23 protein-coding genes and 1 pseudogene are annotated in these 19,707 nt (G+C 38.7%); 9 read left to right on the top strand and 15 right to left on the bottom strand.

Features of this window, described 5'->3' with window-relative positions; all coding sequences use genetic code 11:
- Window positions 1-141 precede the first annotated feature (141 nt).
- The 4 genes from KW850_RS04425 to KW850_RS04440 form a co-directional block, all read right to left on the bottom strand.
- The gene (locus KW850_RS04425; protein WP_218346363.1) at window positions 142-321 is read right to left on the bottom strand and encodes a hypothetical protein; all 180 of its coding nucleotides are present in this window, start codon (window positions 319-321) and stop codon (window positions 142-144) included.
- A gap of 51 nt (window positions 322-372) precedes the next feature.
- Complete coding sequence (locus KW850_RS04430) at window positions 373-1,194, bottom strand: histidinol-phosphatase (protein WP_218346603.1); 822 nt, start codon at window positions 1,192-1,194, stop codon at window positions 373-375.
- Window positions 1,195-1,325: 131 nt separating this feature from the next.
- A complete protein-coding gene (locus KW850_RS04435; RefSeq protein ID WP_218346364.1) occupies window positions 1,326-1,889 on the bottom strand; it encodes a DUF2062 domain-containing protein in 564 nt (187 codons plus the stop codon).
- A gap of 143 nt (window positions 1,890-2,032) precedes the next feature.
- Window positions 2,033-2,842: an HAD family hydrolase gene (locus tag KW850_RS04440; protein ID WP_218346365.1), complete on the bottom strand. Its 810-nt coding sequence runs from the start codon at window positions 2,840-2,842 to the stop codon at window positions 2,033-2,035.
- Between the two features lie 238 nt (window positions 2,843-3,080).
- Between KW850_RS04440 and KW850_RS04445 the strand changes: the two genes are divergently transcribed.
- A complete protein-coding gene (locus KW850_RS04445) occupies window positions 3,081-4,346 on the top strand; it encodes an MFS transporter (protein ID WP_218346366.1) in 1,266 nt (421 codons plus the stop codon).
- 54 nt (window positions 4,347-4,400) lie between these two features.
- On the opposite strand, the gene KW850_RS04450 is transcribed toward KW850_RS04445, so the two are convergent.
- Entirely contained in the window at window positions 4,401-4,916 is a 516-nt protein-coding gene (locus KW850_RS04450) for a hypothetical protein (RefSeq protein ID WP_218346367.1), read from the bottom strand.
- A gap of 168 nt (window positions 4,917-5,084) precedes the next feature.
- On the opposite strand from KW850_RS04450, the gene KW850_RS04455 reads away from it, so the two are divergent.
- The 3 genes from KW850_RS04455 to KW850_RS04465 all read left to right on the top strand — a co-directional run bounded on the left by KW850_RS04455 (window position 5,085) and on the right by KW850_RS04465 (window position 7,321).
- Complete coding sequence (locus KW850_RS04455; protein WP_218346368.1) at window positions 5,085-5,381, top strand: YciI family protein; 297 nt, start codon at window positions 5,085-5,087, stop codon at window positions 5,379-5,381.
- 33 nt (window positions 5,382-5,414) lie between these two features.
- Window positions 5,415-6,512, top strand: coding sequence for an AbrB family transcriptional regulator (locus tag KW850_RS04460; RefSeq protein ID WP_256358079.1), 1,098 nt, complete (start codon window positions 5,415-5,417; stop codon window positions 6,510-6,512).
- 71 nt (window positions 6,513-6,583) lie between these two features.
- Window positions 6,584-7,321 carry a metallophosphoesterase family protein gene (locus KW850_RS04465; RefSeq protein ID WP_218346369.1) on the top strand — a complete coding sequence of 246 codons (738 nt, stop codon included), beginning with the start codon at window positions 6,584-6,586 and terminating at the stop codon, window positions 7,319-7,321.
- A gap of 112 nt (window positions 7,322-7,433) precedes the next feature.
- On the opposite strand, the gene KW850_RS04470 is transcribed toward KW850_RS04465, so the two are convergent.
- From KW850_RS04470 to KW850_RS04485, 4 genes and pseudogenes are all read right to left on the bottom strand, one after another.
- Window positions 7,434-7,622 carry a hypothetical protein gene (locus KW850_RS04470; RefSeq protein WP_218346370.1) on the bottom strand — a complete coding sequence of 63 codons (189 nt, stop codon included), beginning with the start codon at window positions 7,620-7,622 and terminating at the stop codon, window positions 7,434-7,436.
- A 171-nt stretch (window positions 7,623-7,793) separates the two neighbouring features.
- A complete protein-coding gene (locus tag KW850_RS04475; protein WP_218346371.1) occupies window positions 7,794-8,453 on the bottom strand; it encodes a hypothetical protein in 660 nt (219 codons plus the stop codon).
- Between the two features lie 66 nt (window positions 8,454-8,519).
- Window positions 8,520-8,846, bottom strand: a complete 327-nt coding sequence (locus KW850_RS04480) for an antibiotic biosynthesis monooxygenase family protein (protein WP_218346372.1) — start codon at window positions 8,844-8,846, stop codon at window positions 8,520-8,522.
- A 58-nt stretch (window positions 8,847-8,904) separates the two neighbouring features.
- Window positions 8,905-9,569: pseudogene (locus tag KW850_RS04485) on the bottom strand (HAD hydrolase-like protein).
- A 109-nt stretch (window positions 9,570-9,678) separates the two neighbouring features.
- On the opposite strand from KW850_RS04485, the gene KW850_RS04490 reads away from it, so the two are divergent.
- Window positions 9,679-10,035 carry a YmaF family protein gene (locus KW850_RS04490; RefSeq protein ID WP_218346373.1) on the top strand — a complete coding sequence of 119 codons (357 nt, stop codon included), beginning with the start codon at window positions 9,679-9,681 and terminating at the stop codon, window positions 10,033-10,035.
- Between the two features lie 426 nt (window positions 10,036-10,461).
- Window positions 10,462-10,716: a hypothetical protein gene (locus KW850_RS04495; RefSeq protein ID WP_308128753.1), complete on the top strand. Its 255-nt coding sequence runs from the start codon at window positions 10,462-10,464 to the stop codon at window positions 10,714-10,716.
- Between the two features lie 128 nt (window positions 10,717-10,844).
- Here KW850_RS04495 and KW850_RS04500 read toward each other — a convergent pair whose 3' ends face one another.
- The 5 genes from KW850_RS04500 to KW850_RS04520 form a co-directional block, all read right to left on the bottom strand.
- Complete coding sequence (locus KW850_RS04500; protein WP_218346374.1) at window positions 10,845-11,270, bottom strand: hypothetical protein; 426 nt, start codon at window positions 11,268-11,270, stop codon at window positions 10,845-10,847.
- Between the two features lie 146 nt (window positions 11,271-11,416).
- The gene (locus tag KW850_RS04505; protein ID WP_218346375.1) at window positions 11,417-11,806 is read right to left on the bottom strand and encodes a YybH family protein; all 390 of its coding nucleotides are present in this window, start codon (window positions 11,804-11,806) and stop codon (window positions 11,417-11,419) included.
- 22 nt (window positions 11,807-11,828) lie between these two features.
- Complete coding sequence (locus KW850_RS04510) at window positions 11,829-12,284, bottom strand: GNAT family N-acetyltransferase (RefSeq protein WP_218346376.1); 456 nt, start codon at window positions 12,282-12,284, stop codon at window positions 11,829-11,831.
- A gap of 371 nt (window positions 12,285-12,655) precedes the next feature.
- A complete protein-coding gene (gene clpP, locus KW850_RS04515) occupies window positions 12,656-13,240 on the bottom strand; it encodes an ATP-dependent Clp endopeptidase proteolytic subunit ClpP (RefSeq protein WP_218346377.1) in 585 nt (194 codons plus the stop codon).
- A 27-nt stretch (window positions 13,241-13,267) separates the two neighbouring features.
- Window positions 13,268-13,990, bottom strand: coding sequence for a sigma-70 family RNA polymerase sigma factor (locus KW850_RS04520; protein ID WP_218346378.1), 723 nt, complete (start codon window positions 13,988-13,990; stop codon window positions 13,268-13,270).
- A 357-nt stretch (window positions 13,991-14,347) separates the two neighbouring features.
- Here KW850_RS04520 and KW850_RS04525 point away from each other — a divergent pair, with 357 nt between their 5' ends.
- The 3 genes from KW850_RS04525 (at window position 14,348) to KW850_RS04535 (ending at window position 17,340) form a co-directional block, all read left to right on the top strand.
- Entirely contained in the window at window positions 14,348-16,330 is a 1,983-nt protein-coding gene (locus KW850_RS04525) for a M6 family metalloprotease domain-containing protein (protein WP_218346379.1), read from the top strand.
- Between the two features lie 239 nt (window positions 16,331-16,569).
- Complete coding sequence (locus KW850_RS04530; RefSeq protein WP_218346380.1) at window positions 16,570-16,986, top strand: DUF6220 domain-containing protein; 417 nt, start codon at window positions 16,570-16,572, stop codon at window positions 16,984-16,986.
- A 156-nt stretch (window positions 16,987-17,142) separates the two neighbouring features.
- Entirely contained in the window at window positions 17,143-17,340 is a 198-nt protein-coding gene (locus KW850_RS04535) for a hypothetical protein (RefSeq protein WP_218346381.1), read from the top strand.
- Between the two features lie 522 nt (window positions 17,341-17,862).
- Here KW850_RS04535 and KW850_RS04540 read toward each other — a convergent pair.
- Window positions 17,863-19,224 carry an MATE family efflux transporter gene (locus KW850_RS04540; RefSeq protein WP_218346382.1) on the bottom strand — a complete coding sequence of 454 codons (1,362 nt, stop codon included), beginning with the start codon at window positions 19,222-19,224 and terminating at the stop codon, window positions 17,863-17,865.
- Window positions 19,225-19,707 lie beyond the last annotated feature (483 nt).

Here is a 19,707-nt window from a genome sequence, read left to right on the forward strand (position 1 = left end):
TTTCGTGTAATTACATGCCTATATATAAATTTATGTAAATAACTTAAGAATGTTAAAAAAGGCTCCTGGATTGGACAAAACACAAAAACACCTTATCCCATTCATTTACTTCTAAATAAATGGGATAAGGTGTTATTTATACTAGAGCAGCGGTTTACCTGCATCCGGAGAAAGATTTGGGTCACCGCCGCCTATGATCATCGCGCTCTCTGTTTGAATATCATTATCTTCTAGATTAGCTGCAACCTTGGCTTTACTGTTTTTATGGTCATTAACAGTATTTTGAAATTCTTGTGGTACATTCTTTTTTTCTTTTTCCATTGTTACACCGCCTTTTTACAGGTAGTTTTCGTAAGTCTGTGTGTAATTATTCTAAATTCTTACCAACACTCGCTCTTTGTTTTTAAAATAAACCCATTCCTTAAATCCAATTTCCTTGAGACGCTGGTGAACGAGATCAAATTCGTCCCCTACTCGATGCGGATCATGGGCATCCGATCCCAACGTTACCTTTACACCATAGTGCAGGGCCATTTCTAACATCTCATCGGACGGATACCAGCCGCCAACGTCTTTTGTTTTTCCAGATGTGTTGATTTCAATCGCGATATCATGTTCTCCTATCACCTTAATGGTATTTTCAACTGCAGCGGTTTGAATGGATGAAAAAGCTGGATAAAACCCTTTCATGGCATCAATATGGCCCAAGATTTGAAACATACCACTTCGCGCTGATTGCTCAATGAGCGAATAATATGTTTCTTTTGTTCTAATTTTTTCTTGTTCCGTTAACCCGTTCCAGCGGTTTTTATTAAAAATACTTACTCCGTCCACGTTATGAACAGAACCAATGATGTAATCAAAAGGATACGGCTCGAAACAGGAACGGTAAATCTCGACGGATTCCGGGAAGAAATCAGACTCTACCCCGAGAAGGACGTCAATTTTATCGCAATAGGTTTGTTTCAGCTGGAGTACCTCCTTAACGTATTCTGGAAACATGCTTTTTGCCATGGCAATTTTGGGATGGAGCTGGTCCACCTCACTGCTAAAGTACGGGGAATGATCGGCAATACCAATAACATGTAATCCTCTTTCAATCGCCGCTTCAATATAATCACGAATTTTCCCCCGTGCATGGCCGCAGCGATCGTGATGCGTATGTAAATCAAATTTTTGGTTCGAATTTAGCATCTCCACATATTTCACCTCCATTATTAATATGTTCATTTAACGAAAAACATTTTATTTTATTAGAGTAAAAAAAAAAGAAAACTCCTTCTATAGTCACGCAAACTATGAAGACGTTTTCTTGTCTGGAGTATTTATATATAAGTTTGGTTGATTGAATTGAGTGGAACCTCACGTTTATTCCGTCTTCTTTTTAACCTTTTTGCTTTTTCTTTTTCATAAAAATGATACACAATGAAATATGAACAAATACCGAGGATTAACCCAAAAATGGTCATTCCTATTAACGTATGGATTCCTCCATGAAGGATACTCACGAGAGTATGAAAATCACCATGAATTAACTTTTGAAAAGAAAAAGACGAATGGCGCCCGTAATGGACCTTCATCGGAAAGAGAAATTTCCCGAGATTCTTTGCAAAAGGTAACAGAATAACCGGCAGCAGCGTTAATTTTCCAATCACATTTCCAATAATGGATGCAGGTAATGAGCCCTTCGCTAAACGGACAATCGGGACAAAAAATATATAAATAAGTGATCCTGTTGACAGAACCAACATTTCCAAGCCTAGGCCAATTGCGAATCCTAATGATACTTTCTTAGCTCCACCAGGAGACCGGAGTAGTTTAGTGATATTTAACTTAAAAGCACGTCCAAATCGTTGAAAAAAATTATACTTTGTTGGTTTAATGCTCATATAGGTATCTCCTTACTAAGATAGATAAGTTTATTATACTCTATATAAGCCATAACTACTATTCTAACAAATTAACAAATTAAACAAATTTAGAGCAGTTTCCCGGAAGAAACCACTCTTCATCAAAATAGGACAGGATTCGTTTATGCTTTTACTTGTTTATTTATATAAACCCATTCCTTCGACAATATTTCTTTGACAGGATCTCTTCTCTTATTTATTGCGGAATAATATGCTTGTTCCCTAATAAACTCTGACAAATAGGCAAGTGATTTTAATTGAGCATACGTTCCCCTCGGTTCGATCTCGATATCAACAATATTGTAACTCCACTCAATCTCTGCTGGGATATGGATCGCATTGATACCCAGTTCAATCGCTGGCTTAATATCGGTTTTGAGTGAATTGCCAATCATCCAGGTATTCTTTGTATCTGTGTTTATTTCGTTTAATACTTGCTGCAGTGCATCTGTGTGTTTATGCTCAAAAATATAGATTTTGTCCTCGAAATAATCCGTTAATCTTAATTGATTAATTTTTCTCCACTGGTTTGCTTCATCTCCTCCTGTAAATAAACATAATTGATGACCGTCTGCTTGTAAGGCATCAAGGATTTCGTACATATATGGAAATGGTTTCACCTTTCTTCGGAAAACGCTTTGACCAATTTTTTCAACTTCATATAATTCAGAACTCTTCATTTTTCTTCCCAATCTTTCGCAAAAATAGCGATAAGTTGCCACTAACGATTGCGTATATAAGGAAGAATGCAAGCCGTTTTTTTCAACACCTTTTATATCAATATCTGATTGCATTTCGAGAATCTCTTGTTTGGTTAGTGATTTAAACCATTTCTTCATCACATTTGCAAATCGGTTTCTAGATTCTACAAAATATTTATTACAGTGTATTAAGGTGTCATCTAAATCCAATATTAAGGTTTGTTGATTCATGAACCAATTCCCCCTTTAATAATGGTTTAAACTAAGTATATGGAATAACATCATTTTCATGTTAAAATAAGCCTTTCCCATTTAAGGATTAGTGCAATAGTATTAGAGGGATTTTGAATCGATATATTCATTTTTTTCAATTTAATTGCAGCATTAAACAAAGTCAGTACCTCAAAAGACAAAAATGTAAATTAATATTGTATAATAAGGAAATTATAGCAAACAGGAGTAGAGATCATTGGAAAAACAAAATTGCAATTATAGATGGGTTGTTTTTGTGTCAGTGTTGTTAACATATTTATTAATTGTCAGTCAAAGAACGGCGCCGGGATTAATTTCCGACCAATTAATGAAAGACTTTAACATTACAGCTTCAACCATTGGATTACTGGCAAGTATTCAATTCTTTGCATATGCCGGTTTACAAATTCCGGTCGGGATTTTGTCCGATCGGTTTGGCCCTAATTTTTTTCTCGTTATTGGTGCGCTGCTTACAGGTTTAGGTACATTAATTTATAGTCTCGCATCAAATGAAGTGGTGTTCCTCTTTGCAAGATTAATGGTTGGTATGGGTGATTCGGCCATCTGGGTTAATTTAGTCTTGATCCTCAGTCAATGGTTTAAAGTGAAAGAATTTGTTGGATTACTAGGCGTGGCCGGTATGGCAGGAAGTTTTGGCTTTTTGTTGGCGACGGTCCCTCTTTCGGCTTGGATTACGATTTCTGGTTGGCGCGCACCTTTTTTTACCACAGGAATCCTGTTAGTGCTATGCAGCGTCCTCCTTTATTTTGTCCTTGTACAAAAACCAAAGAAAATGTCCTGGAAAAGTACAGGTGCTAACAAACCAAAAAAACCACGTGAAAAAACGCTGGTTTTGTTACGGCGGATATTTTCCACCCGTCAAGCTTGGGCCACATTCTTTTGTCACTTTGGTGTTGTTGGTACGTATGTAGGCTTTATTGGTTCTTGGGCCGTTCCTTATGGAATGCATGTATACGGATTGTCTCGTTCTGATGCTAGTCAGCTGATTATGGTTGGGCTTTTCGGGGCCCTTATTGGAGCGCCTTTAACAAGTTGGGTTACCAGTCGAATAGACTCACTCAAACGTCCGTATGTTGTCGTCCACTCCATTGTGGTTCTTTGTTGGGCATCCTTTTTATTATTTGATGGAAAGCCTCCCTTCTATCTAATGACGATTCTTTTCTTTATTATTGGCTTTGGTAATGGAGCATGCTCGTTAACATTTGCGATTGTAAGAAAATCATTTGATCTCAAAGAAGTCGGAGTGGTTTCTGGTTTTGCCAATATGGGCGGATTTTTAAGTGCTGTCCTTTTACCAGGCATTTTTGGAAAAGTATTAGACTATTTCCACGCATCTGAGAGCAGTGTGGGCTATCATTATGGTTTTATGATTCCTGTCCTTTTTTCAATGCTTGGATTAATGGGCGGATTAATTATCGTTGAGCGGCGTCAGGAAGTCAGCCACCGGACACAAGTAAATTAATTAATGCTCAGAAAAAACTAGGAAACTCAGCGGTGAGATTCCTAGTTTTTTATTTCATTCGATTTTATATTCCATGACCCATTCGGTATTTGGCAGGTAGTTAATTAGGAAATGACGGCCTTCCACATTTTTTTTGATTGGATAACGTGGATTTGGAGCAATACTTAATCGTTTGTTATTGATGATGACCGTAATTGTACCTTGTATTACACCCTTTGTTGAAGGTTTCTCATAAACAATTTTCGAAGGAATTCCTTCTATTTTCACGTAATTCTTTTTAATGTACGCAGGTGAATCCGCCCAAAAAGCAGATGCACTGTATAAGGCTAAAGCACCCATCCCGAGAATCCCTAAGCGGTTAACCCAGATAATTGAAGAGCCGATATAGGGTAATTCTTGGACGCGTTTGAAGCCCTTCCAGTCTTTTTTTACTTTTAAGCTAAATAATATAAACGATAACCCGGCACCAGTTAACCCAATCGCGCAGAACGGGAAGATATTCGTATAAATTCCAAGTGGGACCAATAAGAAGAAGGTAATACCGAGTCCTAAAATAAATGGTGCTTTCATATATTACTCTCCTTTTTTAAATTTTTGAAGAAAATAGTTGATAAGCTATTTCCACCTATATTATGTCTATATCAACCCTAAATTACTTCATGTAATTGTTAAGTTTAGATAAAATTTCCACGCCATGTTAAAATAATTTGGGAATGAATAAATATCGGGGGTTTTTTAATGGAAGAGTTTGTTTATTTAATTAAACCGGTTCGGGCTAATTTTATTGGGACCATGACCGATGAGGAAAGCTCCATCATGGCGAAGCATTTTGATTATTTAAAGGGACTATTAGCCGAAGAAAAACTAATCCTGGCTGGTCCTCGTTTAGATGGAGCCCTTGGGATTTGTGTTTTTAGATCTGAATCTTTGGATGCTGCTCAAGTGATTATGGAAAAAGACCCCGCCGTTATTGAGGGTGTTATGAATGCTGAATTACATAAATTTCGAGTATCCCTCCTTCAGGGACGGGATTGATTAACTAATTTATTATAGACAGAAGGGTTTGCTTTGATTCAAATAGCTATTGACGATAAAAGGATTCGATTTAGTGTCACATTGATAACCGCCTTTATCGGTGGTTTTATGTTCACGCTCCTTCATTCACCGATTCCTTGGCTGCTTGGACCCATGGCCGCGGTTTTGATTGGCTCGAGATTCGGAAAGGTTCAGTACTATTGGCCGAGCAGGATTCGAGATATAGGTTTAGTGATCGTTGGATATTCCATCGGCCTCTCGTTCACAAAAGAAGCACTCATGGAAATCGTGGCGAAACTGCCTTCGATGTTGCTGATGACGGTTTTGCTCGTTTGTTTTTGCGCTGGAATAGCATATGTCGTATCCAAACTGTCCGGGGTCGATTATCCTACGGTCTTAATTGGCAGTATTCCAGGCGGGCTTTCACAAATGATTATATTTGCCGAAGAATTAAAAGGAATTAATATTACAACGGTGACCTTTCTACAAGTTGCAAGATTGATTATGATTATTTTCTTTGTTCCCTTTCTTATTGTCGGACCACTTTTTAACAATACTTCCCACACAGCTTCTGGCTTGGTTACTAGTGGTGTTGTCTCCCCTAGCCCACTTTTTCCAACGGTCATTTGGTTTGTTATTATTTGTGTGGCTTGTGCCCTACTGGCTAGAAAACTTAACTTTCCTACGCCCTATTTATTAGGGCCAATCGTAGGAACAGCGGTATTCAATTTGATGGGATTGCATGGGCCGGCCTTACCTCCCACTTTACTGGATGCCTCTCAATTTATGATTGGCGGGTATATTGGGTTGCTATTAAAACCAGAGAAACTCGAGCATAAAACAAAAATTATTACACTTGCGCTTATAAGTGGGATGGTCATGATTTTGGTCTCGATCGGGTTAAGCATGCTGCTCGTTGCATTCTATCATATTAACCATTCGACCAGTTTTTTAGCCTTGGCTCCTGGGGGAATGGACCAAATGGGTATTCTTGCTCATGCCGTCCATGCTGATTTATCGATGGTGACCAGCTATCAGCTCTTCCGCCTCTTTTTTATTTACTTTGCCGTTCCACCGCTTCTTAGATGGATTTTTAAAGTCGGGATGAGAAAGACAGTAAAAACTCCTTAGATTCCATATTCAATTATTTGTATTTAATTGATTACAAGTAGTTAAACTATGAGAAAAACGGAGAATTGAAAATGGAACATAAAATCGCAATCATCACGGATATTCACGGTAATTATTCAGCATTAAAGGCAGTTTTTGATGATATCGACAAGGATACTTTTGCAGAACATATTTATTGTTTGGGGGATTTGGTCGGGATTGGGTATCAAACGAATAAGGTTCTACAGCTGTTAAGTTCACGTCCAGATATTTCTTTTGTCATGGGAAACCACGATGAAGCTATTTTGGATATCATTGCAGGTAGGGAACCTTATAGCAGAGGTAAGGAGAAATTGCATCATCAATGGATTACCGCTCACCTTGATAGGGAGTACATTCCGTTTTTAGCTGAGATTCCGGTCACTTTAGAGGCTGTGTACAATGATAAACATTTGTTGTTTGTCCATTACCATTTGAGTGACCAACATGTGTTTATCCCATTGGATAAAGAACCAACTGAGGCGAAACTCGATGAGCATTACCGAACATCTACTGCAGATATCGTCTGTTTTGGACACCATCACGTCATCCACCACTTTAAATCGAAAGAGCGCCTATATCTCAATCCAAGTTCCTTAGGCTGCAACTATCATCCCTTGGCCAGCTATGCCATCCTAACCATTGGTGATAAGGGAGAAGTTTCCGTTGCTTTTAGAGAAGTACCTTATGACAATAAAGAGTTTTTGTTAGGATTTAAAAGACTAAATGTCCCGGATGGGGACTATATTTTGAAGGGCTTTTTTGGGGATCAGCATTTGAGGTATATGTAGGTATTTAGGTTGAGTAGCTATGAATTATTGAGGGTCGGTTTCGGACAGGAATTGGGAAATTTTAGGTTGCTGCGTCCGAATAGCATCTGTATTCGGACAGAATTTGGCGAATTCATGCCTGTCGTGTCCGAATACCTACTACATTCGGACAACCCTCAGCCATTTCCTGCCTGTCGTGTCCGAACACCCCCTCCATTCGGACAGCATTTAGCGATTTCCTGCTTGTTGCTGTCCGAATAACCACTCCATTCAGACAACACTCAGCCATTTCCTGCTTGTCGTGTCCGAACGGCACCTGCATTCGGGCAACCCTTGGCCATTTTCTGCTTGTTGTGTCCGAATGACACCTGCATTCGGACAACCCTCAGCCATTTCCTGCCTGTCGTGTCCGAATAGGCCACCTATTCGGACTATCTTTGGTATTTTGCTGTTTGTAGTGTCTGAATATCCTCCATTCTGACTTAAAAGAGAACTATAATTTCCTACTTCTTTTTCCAGCCTTAATGATCAAATGAACCTCTGATGCTTCTCCGGAATCAATTTGATTTTCCATCTTTGAGACATCGATATTTGTTTCAATTTTTATACGCTTACTCTCATTTCCTCTTAACCTAACCTTATAAGGGGCATCGTTATTCATCAGAGATAGCCGTGGTGTATCGTCTTCGAAAGCATACTGTTTATAAAATTCTATATTGAACTGGACATCCTTTTTGCTGTAGTTTTCAAATGGAAGTTCACACATCCCATGCAATGTGGTTTCATTCATTTTTTCAAAACTGCATTTACTATGAACTGAGTCATAAGAAATGGCATAGATACCAGATGCCAACGTCTTTTGATATGAAGTGGCTACAAAAGGTGGAGTGAATGTGTAAACTACCGTTGCCACCACTACAAACCGAAAATGAAATTTATTCAACCCTTTCACAAGCAAATATAAACTTACTATCAGAAGAAATAACGAGATCACTCCTATAAAATTGATTCCATTGATTGTACTTACAGGTATTTCAAACACCTCAACCATTGGTTCTCCATAAGGGATTTCATGCGGGAATGGGAATTTCATCGCCATAGACAACAAAAAGGGAATAATAGCAAAATAGATATATTTCTTGTTTTTTACCAAATTTACCACACCGATTCTTCAGAAATTTGCAGAACAAACAACATGTTAAGAAAACCGTATCACTTACTACATTTCAAAAAAACTATGTCTCTCCACACGGCATACTCTCAGAGAAAAATTTTTGTACCATTCAGCTTTCCCCTTTTCTTGGGCCACTTTATGGGCAGAATTTTCCTTCCACACTTTGATGGATTCAACAGAATCCCAATATGAAACTGTAATTCCCAACTGGTCATCTCGGGCACTTTCCACACCTAAGAATCCTTTTTGCTGTGCTGCCAACTCGACCATTTTGTCCGCCATTATTCCGTACCCTTTGTCACCTTTCGTTCTCTCTGAAGCAAAAATAACAGCGTAATAAGGTGGTTCAGGTGTTTTTACAATCCCGCTCATATTTATTTCCTCCTGTCAGTTTATTACTTAAACTATCTTTTCATTAACCTAAATTAGATTAAGCTTTGCAAGTAACCTTCTCTAAAATCATTCTTAGTTCTAGCAAACTATCAATTTTTATATCCGCTTAGCCAATTCGTCTTCTTGGGCAAAGTCAAAATTGCAGCCGATGGCCATTAATCCATTGCTTTTGGCTGCATTAATATCTGATAATCGGTCACCAATAACGGCACCTTTTTCAATCGTGTACTTTTTAATGATGGTTTGGACTAAGTCAGCTTTATTTTGAGATTGTATTTGTTGGATACTAAATGTCTCTGTAACCCATCGATCTAAGTGATAATGTCTTACGATTGCTTGTAAATATTCGATTTGTCCGTTACTTGCTATAAAAATAGAACAACCATTATTTTTCAACAAATTGAAAACTGTCACCACATGCGGATATAGTGCACCATTACCCTCGTTAATATTAGTAATTAATTTCTCATGAAAAAAATCATTCGCTTGTTCTCTTACGATATTTGTGTAGTCCGGTAACAAGGTTTCCCACACTACAGGTAAGGGTACACCCATAATTTCACGGTATTTTTCAATCGGTGTTTCTTTTTCCCATAAATTCAGCATTCTTAAGTGATCAAACGTATGTTTAAGCGATATTTCTAATATTTTGTTTGTTTGAAATAATGTTCCATCCATATCAAAAATCAACGATAGTGACATTCTCTTTCCCCCTTTTTAAATACAATAAAAATATTATTAATTCACATAAGTAAGTTTCATGATGAATAGATTCTTTAATGAGTCGATTTAAAAGGAGGTATTTTATCTTTTGAAAAAAAATACTCGAAACCAACAAACTAATACTGAGAATGAACAAACTGTACAAACACATGTTCACGAATTTACAGCAAGTACGAAGTTAGCAGAAGAGGATGATGATAGGCACAATCATCGTTTCGCTGGTGTGACGAGTGAAGTTATTCCAAAAGGGAATAGTCATATTCATTCGATATTAGTTAATACTGATTTTTTAGATCATCATCATGAAGTTGCCATAACAACAGGACCTGCCATTCCTGTTGGCGATGGAAAACATATCCATTTAATTAAAGGAACCACTACATTGGACGATGGTCATGTACATGAGCTTTTATTTACTACTTTAATAGATAAACCACTAGTGTGAATTGCTAATTTCTAAAAATAAGCTACAATGAATAGAAAAAAGAGAGAATGATAGGTAAAGTGGCCATTAACTTTATCTATCTTTTTTTGAACTTCAAATAACTCTCATTTACTATCGTCCCACTAATTGGAGAAACTCAACCTTTATAATAGCACTCCAACGCATGTAGCATCGATCTCTCCATTTAATAAAAACCACCCTAAAAATGTACCAACGACAGGTTGAAAAAAGAAAAATAGTGATCCAATCCCTGCATCCATTATTTCCAGACCTTTTCCTCCCCTATAACCTATTATTACCATAATTATATATTAGTAGTAAATACTAGAATAATTCTCCTGCCTCACCTCCATCGTCCCTTTTCAAAATTTTTTATTATCAGTAATTGGGGCTATCGTTCACTCATATATTTTATATGAGTATTTGATGATTCACATACCACAGGAAATAGGTGAGATCGACATGTTTGCTGTTCATTTTATTGAAAATAATAACGTTTTATTAACTCAGCTGCTTAACCGAGTGCCAACCGAAGGTGAAGAGTTAAAAATTAAAGGTCGCAAGGCAACGGTATCAAGTGTTAAGAATGTAGATGAACTAAATGTTCATGTTCTAGTAACCGTAGAAGTTGTTAAGAAAAGTAAATTTGTTGTTGATAATACCAAGAAGAAAAAGCGTTAACCAATAAAAAGACCGTACATGTTAGATGTGATCTAATTTGTACGGTCTTTTTTGTTTGCGTTTCTTTTCCCCTATTGCGGAAATTACCGTTAGTCCTGCCTAAATTCACAAGAGAGATACCCATCAAATCAATAATTGCATAAGCTATACAGAATTAATGATAAAGTAGGTGAATTTAATGACTCACGGTCATGGTCAACCACAATCCTCCTTTGTACCTTGGGAACAATGGCATCACCAGCATCCTCATGGTACATGGCAGCAGTGGCATCAACAGCACCCTTATATGCCTTGGCAGCAGTGGCATCACCAATATCCTCACGGTACTCATCATCAATGGCAACAACAACATCCTTGGGTACCTTGGCACCAATGGCATCATCATCATCCTCACGGCACCTGGGAGCAATGGCACCAAATGTACCCACACAGAGAAAAGTAAGAATATAAAGGACAATTTCGAGGTAATAATTCACCTCTTTTTTATCTCTAACATTCTCATTTAAAGTAAGGCTTTGTAAACAGTTAACGACAATTGTTTTTTGTCCATGCATCAAGAAAGACCCTATCACAAGAGATTACGAATGCTGCCTACACCATCATTGAAAATAACGTGGAAGATGGATCGACCGTTTGCTGGGGTCCGATGAAAAAGGAGTTGATTACCGACATGGTAGGTAACCAACTCCTTTTTTGTATTCTAATTATTGATTAATTCCGTACCATAGGAGTTATCGATAGCACATAGCCATTCTCCCTGTGAGTTTTTCTTAAATACATATGTGGCTTTTCTATCCATAGAATATTCAGAATCCTTTTTATCGGCTGTAAGAAGGGTTTGAGAAATAACTAACGCGGTATCTCCAGTTTCTAAAATAACCATTTCCCCCTGTGTGGGAACCACGCTGTTATTGAAATAGTTTGCAATAGCAATGAATGCTTTTTTGATTTCCTCTTTTCCTCGAGCTATCCTTCCAGGCTTGACAACCAAGATGGCATCATCTGTATAGTAATTCATCAGTGTATCAAAATCTTCCTGTTTGATTGCAAGGTCACATTTTTTAATGACCTCTTTTAATTCGTGTTCCATCGACCATTCCTCCCAAACAAATTTATAATTCCATTGTCATAAATACGCTATTGGAGTCCTCAATATAATCTGAAAATGGCTGACAATAGTCGAACCCGAAGCTTATGTATAGTCTTCTTGCTGGCTCAAAAGCATCCATCGATCCCGTTTCCAAACTTAGCCTGTGATAACCACGCTGTTTGGCTACGTCAATAATGTGTTGAAGAATCTGTGATGCCACACCTTTTCTTAGATGGAAGGCAGAAGTTCGCATCGATTTGATTTCTCCATGTTGGCCATCAAGTTCTTTCAATGCCCCACACCCAAGTAAATCCTTTCCTTCCCATGCACTCCAGAAGGTAATCTCTGGTCTCTGTAATTGATCTAGATTTAGTGCATGAATACTTTCTGGCGGTGAATTTCGGGTCATATTGTGAAGATGCTCCCCAATCAATTCTGCTACTTCTGGTCCAGTTAAATCATCTATTTTTATTTCCACAAAATTTCCCCCTTTGCTCCTTATATTGGAAATATATTAAACTATTAACAGGTTTAATGCCAGTAAAACTTTTTCGAAGTTATTGCCCTTCAGCCGGGTTCCGATGGACAAAATTTCCTTTAGTATTTGTAAAATATCCTTCGACTGGACTCCGATAGACAAAATTTCCTTTAGTGTCTGTAAAATGGCCTTCGGCTGGGTTCCAATAGACAAAATTTCTTTGAATATCTGTAAAATGTCCTTCGGCTGGGTTCCGATGGACAAATTAGTCTTAGGGATCGGTAAGATGTCCTTCGGCCTGCCTCCCTCCTTTTTTTCTCAATAAGAACAAATACGACACATTCTATGCGTCGCATTTGTTTTCTAACGATTCAATTTTTTGGATAAAGGATCTCGTCAATGATCCCATATTCTTTCGCTTCCTCGGCACTCATAAAGAAATCCCGGTCCGTATCTTTTGCGACCTTTTCAAGCGGCTGTCCTGTCCGTTCAGAAATAATTTGATTGATGTGCTCTCTTAATTTTAAGATTCTTCGTGCAGAAATTTCGATTTCTGTTGCCTGCCCTTTCGCCCCTCCTAATGGCTGGTGAATCATAATTTCACTATTTGGCAACGCGTAACGTTTTCCCTTTTTCCCAGCCAGAAGTAGCATCGCCCCGAATGAGGCTGCCATTCCTGTGCAGATCGTCCTAACGTCGGGCTGAATGTATTGCATGGTGTCGAAAATGGCAAAACCAGCTGTCGTCAACCCTCCAGGGCTATTTATATAAAGCGAAATTTCTTTATCCGGTCCGTCTGCTGCTAAAAATAATAATTGGGCGACGACACTATTGGCCGTATGCTCGTTAATTTCTTCTCCAATGATAATAATTCGGTCCTTTAACAAACGGGAATAGATATCGTAGGAACGTTCTCCCCGATTAGATTGTTCGATTACATATGGAATGGTACTCATTCCAATCCCTCCTTGAAAGCAATTTGGCTATGCAGCCATACAGAGAGTGCTTGAAGGAGAGAAAGTTGGCTTGGTACGCAATTTACCCGAAACGACTTTAGAAACGCTGCTCATACATGATAGTGAAGGAAGTGATTGAATGAGGAAGGTTGGATCTTGATTTTTCAATGCATCATAAAACAGGTCTGATAGCTGCTCCTTTTCTTCCTCATTCCAAAACAATTCCACTGAATGAAGCGCCCTCTCTTCATTAGCTTTTTCCAGTCGCTTTTTCGCGCGATGAAGATTGGACTTCACAGCCATTTCTGTAGAATCCAATATCGTTGCGATTTCCTTCAGCTGATATTGAAAACCTTCTTTTAACAAAAAGATGATCGCTTGGTTGGGTGTAAAGTTTTTAAGCAGTAACTCAACCGATTCCCATGTTCCATCCAGTGGAGTCATATGTGTATGCATGGCTATTTCGGGATCGGCCTCAACTGTTTCATTTTTTCTTTTACGAAGCATATCGACCCAATGATTATAGGCAATCTTATTTAGCAATGCCGTTGTCATTCTCTGGTGTTGATTCTCATATTTTAACGCCTTTATATAGGTCTCCTGGGCAATATCGTCCCCATCCCATCTACTGCTGGTAAGAAAGTGACAATATCGTCGAAGTTTTGGATAATTTTGAATCCAAAAATCCTCCCCAATCCTCATTTCGTGCTCTATACTTTCTAAGCTATCATGACTAAGCTTGTGTGACATTGATTTCACTCCTTTTGCACTCTCTGCCCTTTAAACGTTTAAGATGGATGAAAAGATACGGGGGCAATAAATTTTCTTTTGTTAGAGTTACTTTATGTTGTTGCTCTTTAATATAAACTTGACCATTTAAGAAATCAAAAGAAAAACATTAATAAAGTTACTATTAAAATTAGGTGTGTTTTATAGGTCAAATTCCCTTCGGTCTCCTAAACTAATTATCCTATGAATCTATTAAATTAAAGCCAAACTCCCATGACAAAATTCCTCTTTTTTACATTATATTTATTTATATATTCGAAATAATCAGAAAATGCTATTATTTTCCTGTACATAAATACAATTGAGGAGGTTGATTTTTTGAGGCAAGTTAAAAGGTCTCTCATCTTTTTGGTAGGTTTATTATTTTTAACAGTTACAACAACCGCTTATGCAGAAAAACCCGGTTTACTAGAGTTTCCTCAATCTGTTGATTCTGAATCCTGGGTCCTCCCTCGTGATATGTCATGGAGTGATTACCGCCCCGATCCAGGAATTGATTGGCAGACATCAGATATTAAGCCGGAAAGAGTTATTAAGGGTGCCTTAATTATTGTCGACTTCCAAGACAGAGAGTTCATTTTAAGCCAGCCAGAGGGATCAGAAATTGCCGGGAACCCGATTGGCACTGGGAATATTCCACGCGATCAGATACCAAAGTTTTGGGAAGACTTCCTCAATAAACCTTCAGCATTGAACAACTATCGTACCGTAAATGAGTATTGGCGAGAGAATTCTTTCGGAAAATGGAAGATTGAGCTCAAAGCGTTCGGTCCATACAAAATGGATGGGAAAGAATACGAATATGGAATGAATGAGTTCGGACAACAAGTAAATATGCCTCCGGGATCTCAGGCGAGAAATCTAAGGAATGAAGCTCTTCAAAAAGCGTCTGCCGATATCGCTGCATCCGGTGAAACGTTTGACTTCAGATTTGTCATCCATGCCGGTTATGATGAATCAGGTGTCTGGCAAGAACTAGGCGAAATGAAGTTTCAAAATCCGGAATCCGTAACCGCTCCCTTTGGTCCAAATGTTACAGGTATGCCTAATTCAGCCAAAACCCGCTATGTCCCATGGACATCTTGGTACGCAGCCAAGAGCATTTGGTCAAGCGCCGGTGGCGGCACCTCCATCCAAGGTGAAAATGATGGAATGGGGACGTTTGCTCACGAATTCGGCCATATTATGACTCTCGGAGATAATTACAATAATCCGTATGGCATTCCTGTTTCTAGGTCTTATTCAGGACCTTGGGAACTAATGAGCCGCGGAAGCTTTAATGGTCCTGGTGGTCCGCACACCCGATGGATGGTTCCATCACCATTAGGTGCATCTGCCCCATCCCATCATATGCTGCGTAATAAAATCAAACAGGGCTTTCTTTCTGAGGATCAGTATCTTAGTCTAAACCGCGACGAATTAGCAACTACAGGCCCAGTATTCACTGACATCCTCGCCCGCGAGGTACCAGCAGGCAGTGAATTTGGCCGTTCTGCCATCCACGGTATTAACATTAGCATGGAGGATCTAACACCAGTAAACTCCTTGAACGACGATTGGCGAGCTGATATGCAGCGTGGTGCAAAATGGTACAATAATTACACAGTCGAGGTAGTTGACCGGGTAGGATATGACTCCTTTGTCCCTGATTCTGGTGTTCTATTAGCCAAAACAAAGAACGCCGAGTCCGCCCCAAATATCTGGGTAGTTGATTCACATAAAGAGGATATAAATCAAGTAGATTTTAAACGGCCTGACGGAACAACAGCAATGATGTCTGTCGGTGATTTTCAACAGCTAGCAGACTCTCTTTTTAAAGCAGGAACTGGTGATGGTGTCGTTAGTGAGTACAAGGATGAAGCAAACCGACTTCACTTCTATATTTTAGGAAAGAAGTATGACAAACAAGGCGCGCTCTCTTACAGAGTAGCTGTAAGGAATATGGATGGTGCTGGTTCGTTTGAACGAGGAGTTGCAGCTGCGATTAGTACAGTAGAACAAGCAGCACCTGGGAGAATCGCTGTCTATAATTTCAATGTGACCAACACTGGAAATGCGACAGATCTTATACGCTTGAACGCCAAAACAGACGCAGGTTGGGAATTAAGGCTTCAGAATAATGTGATTGAGGTAGAAGCAGGTAAAACCGTAACTGTTCCTGTTTTCGTAAAAATCCCTGCAGCAAGTAAAGCTGCCCCTCAGCCAGTTCCAACGAATCTGACGTTTACAAGTACTTCAGAGACTGACACTGCGAAGACCGTTACAGTTAGTCGTCGTGTAGGCCCTGGCGGGGTGAAGTAAACATACCTAAGAAATTCAACATCAAATAAAATGGAAACAAAAAGCTGTCGGAATAACCTGACAGCTTTTGTTTATTTCTTCGCCCCAATGTGGGATTTCCTCGTATTCCAATTTAATTCAGCTTTTTCATCCTTAGAGATAAGACCACAGACTGAGGTCAATTTACGCCTTTGGTTCATATTGCCACTAAGGAAATCTTGTTAAACTGAAAATGTTGAATGGAAAGGGGTAAATAATAAATGAGGAAAAAAGATGAAACACAAAGATTTCGTCTCTGCAGGATCAGTTTTGCTTTATTAAGCAGCCTGCTGGTTTGTTGTATTGTTGGACAGGTGTTTTTGGCGGGCTTAGCTGTATTTGTGAATCCAAGCAATTGGGCATTCCATGAAGGATTTGTGCATTTTTTTGAAGTTATTCCTATTTTAATGCTGGTGGTGTCTTTAGTAGGGAAATTGCCGCGCTGGGCCATTTGGCAAAGTCTTGGACTTTTCGGCCTTATTTTCGTGATGTATTTTACCGCCAATATTACCCCTGTTTTACCATGGGCTGCAGCCGCCCACCCAGTGATTGCAATCATGTTGTTCTGGATGTCGGTTACAATCCATAAAAAAGCATGGCGGATGACATTTAAACCAAAGCATGTTGAAAGCGTTTAACTTCCTTTTAAGACAGATGAGACACTAATCTTCCATTTTGGTGTCTTTTTTGTTTGTAACAAATTAGATGATTTTGATGAAAAATAATGATGGACTATTTTTTTATGCCTGATATAATCCTTATAGGAAACTAATTTATTTTTAAAGGTGGAAATTATGGCGAACACTTGTAGATATGTTGTAAACGCACTTGGTAAAGGTGGAGAAACATATCATACGCTTTGTAAAGATAAACAAGAATTACAAAATTGGATTACTACCAATCAAGAAAAATTAATTATGGAAGAATTAAAGATTACGGATAAAAATCAAACGTTATTCTCTAAATTATTTAACCTAAAAAAACTATATTAATACTTCTACAGGCGTCATTCTTAATTGGATGGCGTCATTATTTTTGTAGATGATTAATAGATTATCAACGTTTCCCCCATGTAAAGTTGGAATTTTTTGTGAATAGGAGTATACCTTATTTATTGTGGGGGTGCTATTTTGAGTGTGAATTAAGGGAAATTAATAACCAACCCGGTTCAAATAACAATAAAAATGATGTCAGGGTTAATAACACTTTTAATTTGACTATTAACCTTGGAGATTCATTAAATTTGTTTGTGCTGATCGGAGGCATTTTTGTTGTTAAGCAACTAATCATAAAGCGTAAAGGAAAAAGTAAAAAAAGGTGATGCTGTTTATACCATCACATAGGAGTTTAAATAATACACGAAAGGACTGACCGTTTGAAGCGGCCAGTCCTTTTGTCTTTGGTGTATTTGGTTGATCTTGACTATATTTATTAACCAGATAGTTACCATAAATGTCCACTCCACACGGACAAAAATCCAAAACTGTCTTTTCATGGTGCCTGACACCAATCCACTACATCACAGCTCTACTGACGAATTTCCGTTTTTGGATGTAGATGAGTCTGATGGAGAGGGCTATTCCTGCGGCGAGCAGGCCGATGGTTAGGCCAAGCCAGTAGCCTCTTGCTCCTAAATTCGTGTAATGGGCTAAGAGATATCCGGCTGGAAGGCAGATGAGCCAATAGGCGATTAAGGTCATGACAAACGCAAGGTTAACATCCTTATACCCTCTTAAGGCTGCTTGCGCCGTCGCCTGAATAGCATCACAAATTTGGAAAAACAGCGCAAAGATTAAAAAGTTGGCAGTTAGATTAATAACATCCGCTTCATTCGAATAAAAACCAGCCACTTGATAGCGAAAAATCACGACGAATAATCCCGTCACAACGGCAATCAAGATTGCCAGATAAATTCCTAACCAGCTGTATTGTTTTGCATCTTTATAACGCCGAGCCCCTACCTCATACCCGACAAGGACCGTTTGTGCCGTAGAAATACTAATTGGGATCATGTACAAAAAGGAAACAATATTTAAAGCCGATTGATAGGCTGCAATCGTAGTAACATTAAATTTACTTAATAGAATCGTAACCACCGCAAACATACTTGTTTCAAAGAATGTGGAAAGCCCCATTGGCACACCAATCTTTAATATTTCCTTACATTTATCCCACGAAAATTCTTTGAAATTAGAGAACACAAGGTACGATGAAAAAGGCTCTTGAGTTCTGACGATAAACACTGTCATCGCCATAATTCCCCAATAGGTTATCGATGTTGCATACCCAGCTCCTGCACCGCCAAGTTCAGGAAAACCCAAGTTTCCAAAAATGAGCACATAGTTCAAAAAGAAATTAGCAGGCAACGACAATAACATGATAATCATAATAACCCTTGTTTTACCGAGTGCATAAATAAATGATCTTAACACATTAAAAATAAATAACGGTAGAATTCCATAACTTAAACCTATTAAATAATGAAAAGCAGTTTTTTGTACTCCTGAATCCATGTTCATTTTATCTAAAATGGGGTCTAACAAAAAGATCCCAAGCAGGATAACCACCAGCGCAATCAAGATGGAGAGATAGATTCCATGCTTTACGACTGATGCCACCTCATTGCTCTTTTTTTCACCAAAGCGTTGCGCGGCAATTGGTGAAACCGCAAGAAGAATTCCGCTGATGCCTGTAAAGATTGGACTCCAAATCGAGGAGCCAATAGCGACACCGGCTAAGGAGGTTGAGTCGTACTTCCCTGACATAATTGTATTGAAAAACACCATCGAAAACATGCCAAGCTGTGTAATCAAGATGGGAATTAACAAGATACATATTTGCTTCGTTTTTTCCTTTATGGTAGAGGTTTGCTTCATAATAGGTTCTCCTTGAGAAATAGGCTGTGTTATATTTGCAAGTTGATTTGCGCTCCAGGCGCTTCGCTTTTCGCGGGCGGCCCGGGGAGCCTCCTCCGCGCTTAGCGCCTGCGGGGTGTCTCCCCAGCCCCGTACTCCCGCAGGAGTCTCGGGCCTACGCACCAATCAACATTGCAAACATATCAACAATAACCTTTAACACAGCCAATAAATAAAAAATCCGAAACTTCATTATACTCTATATTGGTTTAATATTCCTCCATTTTATCGAAAAAAAAGCTGAATTTACTTATCCAGCGTACCATTATTCAGTAAGCAATCGCTCTGCCAAGTCCACTTGGATTATTGTGAACTACTTTCACTTTTGAGCTTTGCATGATTATATGTAATAAATGGCCTGCTCCGCCCCAAACCGCAAAAATGTTTTATCCAATTTCATTCCAACTCTCTCTAGTAATCTACAGGAGAGAATATTACCCGATT

This window comes from Bacillus sp. sid0103 (assembly GCF_019219025.1).

Bases quoted from the DNA above. Each gene is read 5' to 3' on its own strand.
- KW850_RS04425 (WP_218346363.1), bottom strand. From the start codon at position 321: ATGGAAAAAGAAAAAAAGAATGTACCACAAGAATTTCAAAATACTGTT.
- KW850_RS04430 (WP_218346603.1), bottom strand. From the start codon at position 1,194: ATGCTAAATTCGAACCAAAAATTTGATTTACATACGCATCACGATCGC.
- KW850_RS04435 (WP_218346364.1), bottom strand. From the start codon at position 1,889: ATGAGCATTAAACCAACAAAGTATAATTTTTTTCAACGATTTGGACGT.
- KW850_RS04440 (WP_218346365.1), bottom strand. From the start codon at position 2,842: ATGAATCAACAAACCTTAATATTGGATTTAGATGACACCTTAATACAC.
- KW850_RS04450 (WP_218346367.1), bottom strand. From the start codon at position 4,916: ATGAAAGCACCATTTATTTTAGGACTCGGTATTACCTTCTTCTTATTG.
- KW850_RS04455 (WP_218346368.1), top strand. From the start codon at position 5,085: ATGGAAGAGTTTGTTTATTTAATTAAACCGGTTCGGGCTAATTTTATT.
- KW850_RS04465 (WP_218346369.1), top strand. From the start codon at position 6,584: ATGGAACATAAAATCGCAATCATCACGGATATTCACGGTAATTATTCA.
- KW850_RS04470 (WP_218346370.1), bottom strand. From the start codon at position 7,622: ATGCAGGTGCCGTTCGGACACGACAAGCAGGAAATGGCTGAGTGTTGT.
- KW850_RS04480 (WP_218346372.1), bottom strand. From the start codon at position 8,846: ATGAGCGGGATTGTAAAAACACCTGAACCACCTTATTACGCTGTTATT.
- KW850_RS04495 (WP_308128753.1), top strand. From the start codon at position 10,462: ATGATTCACATACCACAGGAAATAGGTGAGATCGACATGTTTGCTGTT.
- KW850_RS04500 (WP_218346374.1), bottom strand. From the start codon at position 11,270: ATGCATGGACAAAAAACAATTGTCGTTAACTGTTTACAAAGCCTTACT.
- KW850_RS04505 (WP_218346375.1), bottom strand. From the start codon at position 11,806: ATGGAACACGAATTAAAAGAGGTCATTAAAAAATGTGACCTTGCAATC.
- clpP (WP_218346377.1), bottom strand. From the start codon at position 13,240: ATGAGTACCATTCCATATGTAATCGAACAATCTAATCGGGGAGAACGT.
- KW850_RS04520 (WP_218346378.1), bottom strand. From the start codon at position 13,990: ATGTCACACAAGCTTAGTCATGATAGCTTAGAAAGTATAGAGCACGAA.
- KW850_RS04530 (WP_218346380.1), top strand. From the start codon at position 16,570: ATGAGGAAAAAAGATGAAACACAAAGATTTCGTCTCTGCAGGATCAGT.
- KW850_RS04535 (WP_218346381.1), top strand. From the start codon at position 17,143: ATGGCGAACACTTGTAGATATGTTGTAAACGCACTTGGTAAAGGTGGA.
- KW850_RS04540 (WP_218346382.1), bottom strand. From the start codon at position 19,224: ATGAAGCAAACCTCTACCATAAAGGAAAAAACGAAGCAAATATGTATC.